Annotated in this window: 12 protein-coding genes; 3 read left to right on the plus strand and 9 right to left on the minus strand. The window is 39.0% G+C overall.

Annotated elements, in window-relative coordinates; genetic code table 11:
• Positions 1-135: 135 nt before the first annotated feature.
• The 7 genes from J3U71_RS08355 to J3U71_RS08390 all read right to left on the minus strand — a co-directional run bounded on the left by J3U71_RS08355 (position 136) and on the right by J3U71_RS08390 (position 7,260).
• Positions 136-1,263 carry an SLAP domain-containing protein gene (locus J3U71_RS08355; protein WP_267393724.1) on the minus strand — a complete coding sequence of 376 codons (1,128 nt, stop codon included), beginning with the start codon at positions 1,261-1,263 and terminating at the stop codon, positions 136-138.
• A gap of 40 nt (positions 1,264-1,303) precedes the next feature.
• Positions 1,304-2,530: an SLAP domain-containing protein gene (locus J3U71_RS08360; RefSeq protein ID WP_220268583.1), complete on the minus strand. Its 1,227-nt coding sequence runs from the start codon at positions 2,528-2,530 to the stop codon at positions 1,304-1,306.
• A 121-nt stretch (positions 2,531-2,651) separates the two neighbouring features.
• A complete protein-coding gene (locus tag J3U71_RS08365; protein WP_267393721.1) occupies positions 2,652-3,143 on the minus strand; it encodes a sigma-70 family RNA polymerase sigma factor in 492 nt (163 codons plus the stop codon).
• A 231-nt stretch (positions 3,144-3,374) separates the two neighbouring features.
• Positions 3,375-4,211, minus strand: coding sequence for a hypothetical protein (locus tag J3U71_RS08370; RefSeq protein WP_267393719.1), 837 nt, complete (start codon positions 4,209-4,211; stop codon positions 3,375-3,377).
• Between the two features lie 129 nt (positions 4,212-4,340).
• Complete coding sequence (locus tag J3U71_RS11610; RefSeq protein ID WP_323848348.1) at positions 4,341-6,230, minus strand: SLAP domain-containing protein; 1,890 nt, start codon at positions 6,228-6,230, stop codon at positions 4,341-4,343.
• Between the two features lie 469 nt (positions 6,231-6,699).
• Positions 6,700-6,984, minus strand: a complete 285-nt coding sequence (locus J3U71_RS08385; RefSeq protein WP_267393717.1) for a DUF2922 domain-containing protein — start codon at positions 6,982-6,984, stop codon at positions 6,700-6,702.
• A gap of 51 nt (positions 6,985-7,035) precedes the next feature.
• Positions 7,036-7,260, minus strand: a complete 225-nt coding sequence (locus J3U71_RS08390) for a DUF1659 domain-containing protein (protein WP_267393715.1) — start codon at positions 7,258-7,260, stop codon at positions 7,036-7,038.
• 213 nt (positions 7,261-7,473) lie between these two features.
• Between J3U71_RS08390 and J3U71_RS08395 the strand changes: the two genes are divergently transcribed.
• From J3U71_RS08395 to J3U71_RS08405, 3 genes are all read left to right on the plus strand, one after another.
• A complete protein-coding gene (locus J3U71_RS08395; RefSeq protein ID WP_267393713.1) occupies positions 7,474-8,352 on the plus strand; it encodes a hypothetical protein in 879 nt (292 codons plus the stop codon).
• A gap of 295 nt (positions 8,353-8,647) precedes the next feature.
• Positions 8,648-9,082 (plus strand): hypothetical protein, encoded by a 435-nt coding sequence (locus J3U71_RS08400; protein ID WP_267393711.1) that lies wholly within the window; start codon positions 8,648-8,650, stop codon positions 9,080-9,082.
• A gap of 113 nt (positions 9,083-9,195) precedes the next feature.
• Entirely contained in the window at positions 9,196-11,232 is a 2,037-nt protein-coding gene (locus J3U71_RS08405) for a KUP/HAK/KT family potassium transporter (RefSeq protein ID WP_267393709.1), read from the plus strand.
• Between the two features lie 204 nt (positions 11,233-11,436).
• On the opposite strand, the gene J3U71_RS08410 is transcribed toward J3U71_RS08405, so the two are convergent.
• The gene (locus tag J3U71_RS08410; protein WP_267393707.1) at positions 11,437-13,386 is read right to left on the minus strand and encodes a M13 family metallopeptidase; all 1,950 of its coding nucleotides are present in this window, start codon (positions 13,384-13,386) and stop codon (positions 11,437-11,439) included.
• A gap of 94 nt (positions 13,387-13,480) precedes the next feature.
• Positions 13,481-14,701, minus strand: coding sequence for an MDR family MFS transporter (locus tag J3U71_RS08415; RefSeq protein ID WP_220268593.1), 1,221 nt, complete (start codon positions 14,699-14,701; stop codon positions 13,481-13,483).
• Between the last annotated feature and the right edge of the window lie 112 nt (positions 14,702-14,813).

Raw genomic sequence — 14,813 nt, forward strand, 5'->3', positions numbered from 1 at the left:
CTTAAATACTGTGAAGATTATACTCGATAACACCTGTAATTAAAAGCACTGCTTTTACCATTATCTTAGACTGATCATTATTTTTTTGCATAAAAAAAGTTCATGATCCAAGATCATGAACTTAATCTATTTTAATTAGAAATTCGCTGCTTTAACAAAGCGGGTAGCGCTAATTGGGTAATACATGGAGCCGTTGATGTTAACCCGGCCACCATAAGTCCGCACTTTTGCACCGCGCAACAGCTTGGAACTATCCGCGCGAAGACCGGTAGTGTCATAAATATAAGCATTATGAGACAGTACTCGTTCAGTACCCAGAATGTTACTTGCAACGACATATTGGTTTTCACCAATCTGCAAGTACTTTCTGCCGTTAATCACCTTTTCTTGCGCAACGGTCACATCCGTTCCGGCAGTCTTTAATTCCGCATTAGTCCGATTGCCTTGTTCATCGTAAACATAAGCATCGTGCATCAAAGTCTTCTTCCCTGTTGGTGCTTGCGAAACATTGTCACCAGCAGTTGAATCGCTAGCTGAAGGATCAGTTGGGGCTTCTGCTGCAGTGTCTCCTGCTTGTAAATTATAGTAATACTTCAGTAAAGCAAAGAAGTCATCCATTGAATAGCCCCACTTAGCGAAATAACCATCAGGATCAGTATGATTGGTTCCGCCTAAAAAGCGAGACACAGCGTGGTGTGACCAGATCGTTCCTTGGCCAGTATTGGAGGCATTAACCGGCGTAATGCCATAACGATGAAGCAACTTAGCAGCATAAATAGCATCATTGCTGACACTCTTAGCAAAGTTTGCCCGCGTATTTTCTTCACATAGTTCAATTTGAATAAAACGGTTGTTGGCAACAGCACCAGCACCCCAGACACCATAATTTGGCGTCATCATTTGGATAACTTGCTTGCTGTCGACAAAGGCGTGGACATATGAGTACATGTTCATCCATTCACGGTTAAAGTAAATGGCTTCATTGTAAGCAGAAGCATTTGGTGTTGCGGTCTCATGAATTACGATTCCTTCTGGCTTACCCTTTCTGTACCGAATAATATTGCCGTTAGCATAAAACTTATTGTACCTAATATTGGCTGTTTGCAGCATTTTATACAAGTAAGTTTCGCCAACATAGCTATTTTGCTTGGCAATTGAATTGATTGAAGCCGCCTCAACTGCACGCGGCTGATTAATATTAACAATAGGAGCAACTAAACCTACTCCGATAGCAATAGTAGTTATTAGTTTCTTGATCTTCATTGCTAAACGTTCATTCCTCATTTCTATTTGTTAAAAACTATTATTCAGCTTTAAAGTTAGCTTTTTTAATGTATTGATGAATACCAATGCGGTAATATTTCTTACCATAAATGTTAATCACAGCACCATAAGTTGCTACTGATTTATTCTTCTTCATGACCTTCTTATTGTCACGGTTGCCGTAATCATTATAAACAAAGGCATTCTTCTTCAAAGTTCTAAAGGTACCATCAATATTGCCACATGCAATATATTGATCTTCGCCAATACGGTAATATTTTTTACCGTTGATTGTTTTGGTGCCGTAAGTGGCAATTACCTTTCCTTCATCACCTGACTTAAGAGCCTTCATACCCTTGACGCGCTTGCCCTTATCATTATAGACAAATGAGTTATGCATCAAAGTCTTGTTGACTTTCTCATCGCCCTTAGGAGCCTGTGAAGCTGGTGGCAATGCACTGCCTGCATCTAGTAAAGTGTCGTTAACCCAGCCCTTGCCGGAAATGTACATCCGCTTCCTGCCGTTATAAAAGGTAATTGTCTTAGTAACAGTGACGGCATCACCCTTGTTAACAGAGTCAGTCTTCGCAGAAACTGAGTGGTCAGTTGGCCAGGCATAAGTTGCGCCTGATTTTTTAACAACATAAGACTTCGAAGCGTTGGAAATCTTCGGGTCATACTGTGTCAAATTGCTGGAGGTTATTCTAGTGTTTAAAATCGTATTGTAATTATTAGCTGTTGCATAAGTACCTGTCAGGGCCTTAGTTGCATCAGTATAGGATGCGGCATTCTCAAGCCACGCACCTTGGTAGCGGTCGGGTTGCCAAGAAACGCCATTCCGCAATTTATTACCATTGTCATCGAATGATTCCTGGTAATTGTTGTACTTTCTGAATTTAGCAACCACGTAATAGCTCTTGCCATTCTTATCTTCTTCACGCGTCTTAGCGGAATAAACAGCGCCTGCCCAGCTATCATCGGCTTTCATGCCAAAAAGATTATTAGCATTAACCGCTAAGCCTGATTGACCCCAATTCGATTCAACAATTGCCTGAGCAATCATCACAGATGGGTACAAGCCATACTTCTTAGCAACCTTTTGTGCTTGGCTAACAGCAGTATTTAAAAAAGTTGTCTCACTCACTGTCGCTGCTGAAACCTTCTCAGCCCGCGCTGGCGAAGCGGCAATTAAGTTGTTGGTAACCGGAATAACAGCCGATGCAGCAAGGACTGCAGCTGAAAAACCAGTGATAAGTCTTCTTTTCATAAAAATAATTTCCTCCTTAATCGACATCTTTATTGTAACGAGCAATTGCCTGATAAACAATAGATGCTGTTTATTTGTAGTCAAAAAGTAATATAAACAGACATTTGTTACAAGTAGTAATTTAACGTTCCAAAATTACCCGCAGATTTTGTAAAAGGCTCTTCTTAACGCGCTGCAATTGAACGCGGCTGACCTTCAACTCGCTAGCCAACTGACTAATTGGTTTTTGCAATAGTAAATGCTGCACAAAAATCTGCTGTTCTAAAGCTGACATCTTGGTGACTTCTTTTTGTAACGTAATTAGGTTATCCAAATGACTGCTTTGACTAATTTCTTGTCTAGTTACGAGACTTGTCTGTTGTTCATTATGTCGCTTGTCTTGGCGCAGTAAGTCAACTGTATGCCAGAGAACCTTCCGAAAGCTGAGCCGATCGACCTCTTTACGTGGTAAATTAGCCTGTTCGGTTAGCATTTGCGCATAAATTAATAGTCCTTCTTGCAGAAAGTCTTCATAGTTAGTATAGTCCTGTCTGACGTGAGCACACTTAATGGCGCCTCTAACTAATTTTTGATTTTCCCATGCTGTAATAAATGCTTGCTGACTGATTTTCATTGTTGTGACCATTTCCTTTATTGTGAGTGTCACAAGCGCTTGTGCATACTTAGATTAGCAATTTAGACGCAAAATACAAAAGCTGAGAAAAAGGAGCAGCTGGGTCAGTATAATAGCTAACTTATTAAACTAATATAATTATTTTTATTAATATGTAAGCGTATTCTTAAGCTGGGCAATGGTTGAAAAAATTGTAAAAAAAGCCCAAATCGAATTCGATTCGGGTTCTTCTTAATAAAGCGTATCTGGTCTCTGGCTTATTTGCTGAATAATGCGGTGAGATTCAACTAATTCTGGAAACTCATAAAAATTAGCCAAATAATGACCATATCGCTGTTGTTTTTTATCTAGTAAATTAACCAAGATGTGCTTTAAGGAAAGGTTGGTCAATGGCTCGTGTGGATGAAAGTATTCTGGCTGATCAATTAGTGACTTTCCTTTAGTTGCCGTCACGTGCCAACCCAAAATACGTTCCAAATGAACAGATGCGAGCTGATAAAGGGCATGATTATAAAACAAACCGTTGTCAATTTGCTCACTAATGTAACGACTACAATTATCAAAAGCAAAAACATAATCAGAGTCAGCACAGGAAACAGTCTTGAAAGCAACGGCCGACAAATTAAGCGGTTGAAAAGCAACCATCTGATGTAAGGCTACCCAATCAATATTGCCTGAATTGTAGCTTCGGGTAGAAAAGTAGGCCAACCGGCCCGTTGCAATCGTATTATGACTTTTAAGGTTAATTTTACGGGCAAACTCGCGCTGAAATTCTAGTCCGGCTAATAAGCATTCCTTACTAAAAGCAGTTAAAAGTGACCGGGTACTATTATAGCTGAGAATAATACCCGCCTGAATATCAAAGATGACGCTTTTATACTTTCCAAGCAAAGGCTGTTGCTGAAATTCATAAAGTGCCAAAGTTTTTTGATTGATCGAGTAATGCCCATCTTCGACAAGATAATCATTTAAGACCTGGTCATGACCCACCTTCTGCCGCAGGATAGCTTTTGACCAGACACGGTATTCTTGACCTTGCGGGAGATTGTAATGCTCACATTCTTTCATTGCTAGTTTCCTTTTCTATTGGCTTTGATATATATGATTATACCTTAAAAGTTATCGCTTTCATAGAAAAGCAAACAAAAAACGGAAGCGACATAGTCGTTTCCGTTTCCTGTAATTAACTAATGAGAATTAGTTAAAGTTAGCAACCTTAACGTATTGCTTGCTTGGGCCACCGATACGGTAGTAAGCCTTACCATTCTTGAATGTGTAAGGTGAACCGTAAGTAGTTACCTTAGCACCCTTGCGTAATACACGGCTGTCAGCACGTTTCTTGCTGGTCTTGTATACGTAAGCGTTGTGAGATAATGTACGAACAGTACCATCAATGTTATCAGCCATTACGTATTGGTTGTCACCAATTTGGTAAACTAAGCTACCATCAGCAAGCTTAGTTGCTGCACCAAGAACATCAACCTTAGTGTAAGCACGTAACATGTTAGTACCAACACGTTTGTGGTCCTTGTCGTAGATGTAAGCATTGTGCATTACAGTCTTAGAAGTCTTATCAGCAGGCTTGAATGAACCGTCAACATACTTAGTTTCTACATAAAGATTTGAATCAGCACTGTTAATCCGAGTGTATGACTTGTCGCCAACTTTGATTGCGTCACCAAAGACAGCAATTTGGTCACCGTTCTTAACAGTAGTCTTAGTATCAGTTACAGTGTTACCTTCAATCTTGTAAACTGGAACATCACCATCTGATTGAACAGTCTTGTAAGTAGCACCCTTAACACCAACAGTAATGTAGAAAGTTACCTTTGAAGTTTTCTTTTCTGCATTAGTAGCAGAAACAACTACAGGATATCTGCCGGCAACCTTAGTGTTAACCTTGCTTACGTCAACATTAGTGTCTAAAGTTACACTAGTATTATTTCCACTTACAACAGCATGAAATGCTCTCTTGATAGCTGCAGTATCAACTGTACCATTAACTGGAACATAATTGAAAGTAATTGGTGTTGCAGTAGAATTATCATAATCTATAACATCATCAATATCATCAATTGTCCTTGATGCAGAAGCAGTAGAAGTTGCATCAGCAACATCAGGCGTATTCACAGTACCATTCTTTGTCTTATATGAAATACGTGGATAGCTCATGTCACCTATCTCTGAATTAGGGTCTGCAATTACTAAGAAGGTACCCTTTACTCCATTTTCAGAGTAAATATTCATTGTAATTGGGAATGGAGCAGCTGGTTTGTCAAAACTGCCTTTTGCATCAGCTTTTGGAGTGATACCCGCATTCTTAAGAGCAGCACGCACATCACTTTCTGCATTTACCCAACCACCTTTCAAATCACTTGATCCAGTAGTTTTCACACTATAGTTAGTTGTAATAGCTTTTGCCAAATCTTGGACATTACAATTGCTTGATGTCAATGAAACTGAGCCTGAGGATAGAGCTTTAGTACCAGAAGTGCCTTCTGTGACAAATGGCGCACCTTGTACAGAAGTATCAGGAATTTTAAATGAATTTGAAATTACTGGGAAGTAAGCATCCTTATTTTGATTGGCTGTAATTGTAAATGATTGATTATTTCCATAATTAATTGTATACTTTTGGCCTGCTTGCAAACCGTGTAAAGTAACGTACACTACAGCATAATAGACATTTTCATGGCCAGCATCATCCTTGTGATAAAGATTAGTTAGGCTCGCTGGTTCCTGATTGTTTGCCCAATTAATTTTACCGTCATTGGCAATTGATGGATTACTGTCTGTAAAATCAGAAGCCTTATAAACCTTTGCTTGAGAATGTTCCATTGTTGACTTATCAGGCGTTACAGTTGCTGTGATGTCTAAACTCAAATTAGAAGCTGCTGTACCATCACTTAAGGACAAAGCATTGGTCGTCTTCAAGTCAAAAGTTGCAACATTTGCATTATTTGTTGTACCGCCGCCAATAGTATTAACTTGTTCAGCAAATACTGTTGATACGCTAGTTGCAGCAACTGGTGCAACAGCTAATAATGCAGCTGCAGCAGCACTAACAATTCTTAAATTTTTCTTCATGTGGTCTTTCCTCCTTGTGTATATACAAAATAGTAATAGGCTATAGGTTCAGTCAGATTGAGCCTACATTGTTACAACATCCTTCAAGCCGAATTCATAAGTTTATAACTCTTATGAGGTAGCTTTCAGGCTGAAGAACGCGCATGCGTACAGGCAATCGAACCTGAAGCATAGCTATTACTTACCACATTTCATATTGTACCTACCTTTGTCTTAAATTGCAAGGCACGGAGTTATTTTACACACTTTTGTAATAAACGCTTACAGCTTCACGTTAAAAATGTAATTTTTTGCATGATTGCTAAACGCTAATACATCAATTAATTGGGGGCTTTTGAGCTTCAATAATGTCAAATAACTTGTTTTATACAACAAAAATTTTACAAAATAATAACAAAACGAAAAAGTCACCACGCGATGACTTTTTCATTAAACTTTTTTATGCTAATTAAATAGCTGCTTAATTTTACTAATGATTCGCTCTAATACTTCCACCAGCCGCAAACTGCTTAGATTCAGCTGCAGAATTATCGAACAGGTCAGTAACAACTCGTTCAACATATGAAGCAGACTGAGGAACCTGATAAAGATCCACCCCCTCTTTTGCAAAAGCATCTGCTTGCGCAATCGTCTTCATCGCTGTCTTAACTGTCTCTGAGTCAAGGTCTTCCGCCGCATTTTGCACGGTTAAGTTAACCTTTTTAGCTTTGCCGTTTAAAAATACCAATTGTAAGGTCTTTGTTCTGGTTACCATCTTAACTATTTTTCTCTTCTTTCCTATACTTGATCATATTTGCGATTAACTTTAGTTACCTTCATTAATTAATGGAATTGCTTGTTTCTGAATCAGTGTTGCCGCTATTAACTCATCCCCTTGCAGCATTGCCAATGCATCCCCGACCTTGGCAAGTCCAGCAGCAGAGGCACCTTTTTTCAGATTACGAAAAATTCGTGACTTGGTTTTTTCTTTACCATATTTAGGATTGTAAAAACTATATTGGATTGATTGGTCTAGTAATTCGAAACTCATTATCAGTAGCCTTTCTTAGTTAACTCTAAAACTTACTGTAAGCTATCCGCGCGCTAGATGTCTTACACTATTACTAACGAATTGAAACGCCAAAGTGTAACAAATTTACTAAAAAAGTTGTTTCTAATGCCTTAAAAACGTGCTTCAGTAGTCAAAACACCCTAAACCATCTATAATTAATATGAATATTAATAAGGAGGACAAATTCCGATTATGAAAAAATCTACGATTTGGACGATTGTTGCAGTAGTAATTATTGCTATCGGTGGTGGCGTCTTTTACGCAACGCAAAAATCCAATAGCAATCAAGTTAATGCTTCATATAATAGTGCAATGCAGCAAGGTAAAGATGCAGTTGCTGATAAGAATTATTCCAAGGCAAGCAGCGCCTTTGATAAAGCACTCGGCATTAAGAAAACTGCCCAGGCTAAAGCCTATAAGAGCCAAGCAGATAATATGCTTTCGGCAATTAGCGCAACTAAAGATGGCAAGTACGATGATGCACTGACTAACGTCAATAATGTAGTTACTGCAAATAATGGCTACGCTACCTTAACTAAGCAGGGGCGCAAATTAAAATCTACTATTAAAGACGTGCAAGACAACTACGAAAACGAGATCAAGCCGATTTTTGATAATGCCAAGCAAGCTGAAGATGATAAGCAATATCTGCAGGCAATTGACCAGTACCAAAAGGTGTTAGATTTGCCTTACATCAACGGTCAATACTATGCTAAATACAAGAAGCAGGCTAAAAAGGGCGTTGATAAGAATAAGAAACTTGCCGACGAAAATGATAATGGTGCTGGTGCTTTAACAAGAAGTTACCGCTCAAGCTCAAACTCGGCAAAGCAAAATCAAGATACTGGTAATGCTGGCAAGACCGGTGAAGGTGCTGTGGGCGACCATAAAGTTCACGGTAAGACGGTTACTAATAGTCAAATTAGCCAACTGCGTAAAAGAGTAACTAAACTTGGTTATGACGGAATGTCGTTTAGTCCCCAGGATTTGATCGACCTTTACCGCAAATCTGGCCGCAGTAAACCATCTAAGATTACCAAATCTGATGTCGCAGATTACCTTAAACCGTAATTAACATTCATGTAGCTTTCTTCAAAAAATTAATAAGTTGTTGCTTTAACTGGCACTTACATAACTTAATTTTAAAATCGTCTATTGCCATTAACTGGCGGGACGATTTTTATTTGAGCATACCGCCCCACACGTTAATTGGTGCTACAAAAGATGCTATAATTTTCCTAGCTAAACGAGCAAAAAGATTTACTATTTATGTACAAATCGATACAATAGTTGCTTTTACAGTTTAAACTCTGTAAAATGACTATTGACTTTCATGTTTCCTATTTTTAATAAAGGAGTGTCTGCTTTGACTGAAAAAGAAAATAATATCAAAGAGCAAGATAATGAACAAGAACAAGAAAATGAAGACCTTAAGGTTGTCATGCCAGATGCTGAATGGACTACTATGCCCGATGAAGAGTTTGACGAGCAACCAGATTATTTGAAGGTTTTCACCGACTTCTATATTGCTAAATTTAATCAACGCGACTTGGAAATCATGAACATGTATGATGTCAATTCAAACATGGTTGATATTAACCACTACGTGATTGATAACATTAATTTTGGTCGGAGAGAATTAATTAAGCACGCTCTGCAATACCATGCAAATAACTTCCAAAGTATTGTTGATGAGATTGTCAAGCAGGACAAAGTTGAGCCTGAAAAGATGACTTCATACAAAGACTGGGATAATTGGTATGAAAATCGGCGTGATAATATTTCTACTTCTTTATCATAATTTACTTGTACTATTATTAAAAAAAGAACAAAATAGATACTTAAAAGAGAATGCCAATTGACATTCTTTTTTACTTTAAAATATTAATAAATCTATGGGAGTACGAGATTACTATGAATCAGAAAAAGAAACGGATTTCGGCAGCTGGTCTGCTAATCACGATTGGAATCGTTTACGGGGATATCGGAACCAGTCCACTCTACGTAATGAAGTCAATCGTGAACGGTAACGGCGGAATAGCTAACGTTAACCGTGAATTGATTTTGGGTTCAATTTCTTTAATTTTTTGGACAGTCACATTACTAACGACTGTCAAGTACGTGCTGATTGCGTTAAGAGCAACCAACCGTGGTGAAGGCGGGATCTTCGCCCTGTATGCCTTAGTTCGTAAACGGGCTAAATGGCTGGTAATGCCTGCATTAATCGGAGGAGCCGCACTGCTGGCTGACGGAACGCTAACCCCAGCCGTAACGGTTACGACCTCAATCGAGGGGTTGAAAAATATGCGTTTTGGTTCTAGCATCCCGGTGCCCAACCAAAATTCCGTCATTATTATTACAATCGCAATTTTGCTGGTACTATTCTCGATTCAGATGCTCGGAACTAGCAGCATTGGGAAAGCATTTGGACCAATCATGTTTGTCTGGTTCACCTTTTTAGGGATAATCGGCGTCTTGAATATGGCCAATGATTGGTCAATCCTTGAAGCTCTTAATCCAGTTTGGGCAATCAAGATCTTATTTAGCCCAGCTAACAAGGCCGGTATTTTTATTCTTGGCTCTATTTTCCTGGCAACAACTGGTGCCGAAGCCCTATATTCCGATGTCGGTCATGTCGGCAAAGGCAACATTCGTGGTTCATGGCCATATGTCTTTCTCTGCCTGTCATTAAACTATCTCGGCCAAGGCGTGTGGATTTTACAAAATCCGCACTACCAAGCTCACGGTACTGAACTCAATCCGTTCTTTGAAACTGTTCCAACTGATCTGCGATTGTTCGCAATTATTTTGGCGACAATTGCGGCAATTATTGCATCACAAGCCTTAATCACTGGTTCATTCACGCTTGTTTCCGAAGCCAGCGGTCTGAAGTTTTTGCCACGGATGAAAATTAATTATCCAACAACCGAGCATGGTCAAATTTATATCCCATCTGTTAACAAAATGATCTGCGTGGCAACAATTGCTATTGTTATTTTCTTTAGAACCTCAGAACATATGGAAGCAGCCTATGGTCTTTCCATCACGGTCACAATGCTGATGACTACTTTGCTCTTATTCGAGTATCTAGGTTCCAAAAACAGACCACTATTATTACGCCTCTGTTTTTTAGTAGTTTTCGGCTTTATTGAAGGCATGTTCCTTGTCTCCAGCTTGACCAAGTTTATGCACGGCGGTTATGTTACCGTCTTAATTGCGGGCTTTATCGGTGTTATTATGTTTATCTGGTACTTTGGCAACCGGGTTCGCGATAAGCATGAAGGAGCAAGCACTTATGTCCGGTTAGATGAATATACTGATATGCTGACAGACCTAAGTCACGATGATGATTACCCGACTTATGCCACTAACCTAGTCTACATGGCGAAAGTTAAGTACAATAAGTTCATTAAGCGCGAGATTCTCTATTCAATTTTGGATAAACGGCCAAAACGTGCTGCTGCCTATTGGTTCGTTTCCGTCAACATTACGAATGAGCCATTTACGGCCAGATACGCTGTTAATACGTATGGGACCAAAAATGTCATCAACGTTCAACTGTTCTTAGGTTTTAAAAAGCAAACCAGTGTTAACGTCTACTTACGGCAGATTGTACAGGATTTGATTAAAGACGGCACAATCGAGGCGCAGCCGCAAGAATACACGACCACTCCTGGGCGCAAAGTGGGCGATTTCTCATTTGTAATCGTTAATGAGGTTGTTAGTCCGCTCACTAAACTCAAGGGCTTTGAAAAATGGATTTTGAAGGCACGCATTTGGCTGCAAAATCTTTCATCCAACCCTGCTTCATGGTTTGGCCTTGAATTCACAGATACGGTAGTCGAGCAAGTACCTCTAATTCTGGGTCGACCAAAGAAAAACCTACATATTAGACGAGTTGCCCCGCGCGACTACTCTCATTTAAAAGATCAAGAAATTGATAATAATTAAATTGAAAAGGACTAGAGATTAACTTCTCCAGTCCTTTTTATGTATCTTCGATAATTTAGACGTTAGTGCTTGCCATTAAAAATGCAAATTCTTGCTCTTTTTTACATTTAGCTCTTTAAATTGGTAACTTTTAAAGTCGACTTTTACGAAGTAGGAAGCACTTCCCCTTGTCAGAGAAGTGCTTCTTTTTATATTAAAAACTAATTACCAAATATGAACACGTTTATCAGGATCAAGCCACATACCGTCTTCAGGCTTAACGTCAAAGACTTGGTAAAATTCATCCTGACATTGTGATTGTACATTAGCACGTAATGGACCCGGCGCATGCACATCAACAGCAGTTTGACTCTTAATTGCTTCAATCATTTGCTTGTTGGCCCAAATCCGGGCAAAGTTTTCAAACAACTTCTTAAGATCATCATTTTCATTCTTAGCTGCTTCAACCGCGGCGGTTAAGCCACCTTGATCGGCAATATTTTCCGAAACGACCTGCTTACCATTAATGGTAACAGGTCCATATTGAATGCCATCGAACAAATCGATCTCAGCTTGAGTACGCTTCTTGAATTCAGCGTAATCTTCATCAGTCCACCAATTCTTCATGTTGCCAATCTCATCAAATTTTGCACCATTGTTGTCAAAAGCATGAGATACTTCGTGAGCAATCACAGTACCAATTCCACCAAAGTTAGTAGCTCTGTCTTGCTTCAAGTCATAAAATGGTGCCTGCAAGATAGCTGCAGGGAAAGTTAGGTCGTTTCTAGTAGGATCATAACAAGCATTAACTAAGTTGCCCGGCATTGCCCAGATTGAGCGATCAACTTCTTTATGTAACTGTTCAATATTGTACTTTTGCTCTTCCAAAGCAAATGCACGTTCGTTTGAATAAAGGCTGCCACCCTTGCTTGCTGGAATAACCTTCAAGCGGTTGTAAATTTCTTCAACCTTATCTGGATAACCAATTTTTAGTTCCAAAGCTTCAACTTTAGTAACGGCTTGTTTTCTAGTTGCTTCAGATAACCAATTATTATTACGTAGACGATCCTTGTAAACCGTCAACATCCGGTCAATCATGTCTTCTACGTCTTTTTTGGCATCCTCACCAAAGTAAGTCTTACCATAGTAAACACCAACCACTTCACTGAAAGTGTCATTAGCAATGTGGTATGCTTGCTTTTCGCCACTAGTCAGCTTTGGTTGACCTGACAATGCTTGACTGAATGGAAATGCAGCTTCACGGAATTCTTGCGATAATGTTGACGCAACGTCGTTAATAAAGTTGACAATCATCCAGCCTTTAATTTCGGCAAAATTATCTTCATTTACTAATTCAGCAAAGTGATCTAAATAGCGTGGCTCCTGAACAATAATTTGTTCAGGCTCTTCGCCAATAATTTCTTTTAAATAATAAGAAATCTGGAATTTACCAAATTTAGCCTTAAAGTCGGCAATACTCATTGGGTTGTAGCAAGCTGGATAGTCTGCCCATTCTTCTGAGGACTTAACTACCTTTGCAAGCTTAGCATCATATTTAATCGCATTTTCTGCGTATTCCTCTGCTTTCTTGGTAGATATCCCCGCCATTTCGAGCAACTTAACTGACTGTTTTTGCAAAATAGCAAGCAAACTTGCAGCATCATCTGTTTGATAAGTTGAAGTGTCAGGTAGAAAAGTACCAGGACCAGAAAAGTTTAAGCCGTTAATTTTCGCATTTTTTAAATCTGGTTCAACATCAAAAACAAATGGCAATGATGCAAAAGTTGAGAGATCAGGTGCATTAAGGTTAAAATCAGAGAAATCCTTGATACTATCAAGCAAGGCTAAGTCAGACTCAATTGGTTCAGCACCGTCGCTGTTACGCTTATCAAAATCACATGCAAGTTGATAAAGCTTGACCGCTTCATCTAGATTAGGCACATCTGGTACCTCTTTTTTACCAGAAGCAAATTCAGCAAAATCTTTCATCAAGAGCTTTTCAACGTTCACATCAATACCATCAAAAGCTGCCATTCTTGAGCGATCTTCAGGAATTTTTGTTTTTTCAAGCCATTCTGAGTTAACGGCTAAGTAAAGGTTGTCCTGAGGTCTTGTACCAACCTTGGGTTCAATGATGTTGCCGCCACCGCCGCGAACTGCAAAAAATTTATTCATCAAAAGAGTCCTTCCTTTTTATTAAAATTAAAATTAGACTAAATTAATATTATCATTTTAAGCAAGCAGCAGATATTAAAAAGCTTTTACAAAATTACTTAAAAAGTTTGATATATTTACGTAGTTTTGCATGAAGTGGGATTAACAACAGAACCATTAAAAAGATCCCCGTAGCAGCAATGATAAAGAATGGGATATACCCAGCTCGATCAATAACCATTCCGCCAAATAATGGACCAAAGGCCTGGCCAATCCCACGAGCAACATTAATTTCACCTTGATACTTACCCTTACTGCTGATTGGTGATAAATCATTGATGTAAGCCGGAACAGCCGGAAAAGCAGTTGCTTCGCCTAATGTTAGAATAACCATCGACAAGGCAAAATGGGCAAAATCACGGGCAAAAATAAGTGTTGCAAAGGAGATTGCGAACATTATTGTTCCAAAAATAATTTGTTGGAATAAATTTTTAAACAGATGAGGGAATCTAGCTAGGATAACCTGCACTGTAACAATAATTGCACCGTTTAACGTCCATAACAAACTGTATAAATGGAACGGGATCCCTAATGACACCATATAAACGGAAAGGTTGGATTCCCAGTTCATATACATCAGCCACGTTACCGCTAACGAAACAAGAAAACCAACCATCAACATCATATTATGCTTAGGCATTGGCTCCGCCTTTTGCTTTTCTCCAACTTCAGCTTTTTTAAGTTGACGCTGTTTATGAAAGTTAATAATTGGCCGATAGTGAATCGCCGCGTTAATGCAGGCAATTGCAAATAGTGATGCGGCCAGTAAGAATAAAAATTCTATCGAAAAATCATAAAGATAACCAACAAGTAAAGTTCCCGTTACTGTACCAACATTTTGAGCGAAGTAAATTAAGTTGAAAACATATCGACCCGAATAATTACGCAAACTCGTTGCAATTGAGTTAATCATTGTGCCGTTCCAGCCACTAACAAAGCCGGTGATAATTAGCCAAATCCAATATGCTGGCCAACCGTGGAAAAAGGCCATAAAAAATAAGACTAGTGCATCAGTCCCCAGACCAGCAACAATCAGTGGATAAGGGTTACAGCGATCATATAAACGCCCAGCTATAAAAGAGCCTAGTACGTTACTTGCACAATTGCAAAATAATACCAGTCCAATTACTGATAGACTGATGTGCAATTGCTTATTTAGATAGACCGAAGTGAGGGGCCAAACAAAGCTTGACCCAATCCATGTTGCTAGCTCCCCTAACAGCAGCCAGCGCAACTTAACTTCTGTTTCATTATTTGATCCATGTTTAAGTTTCATTTATTCAGTCCTTTCTATAGTTGAATTCCATTAACCAGTTTAACAAGTTGTGCGCTAAAAGAACACCCCCCGAGTTTACCTTACTACTAACGTGAAAAGCATATTGACTTTT

The organism is Lactobacillus sp. B4015 (genome assembly GCF_026536055.1).
Classification (GTDB): domain Bacteria; phylum Bacillota; class Bacilli; order Lactobacillales; family Lactobacillaceae; genus Lactobacillus; species Lactobacillus panisapium.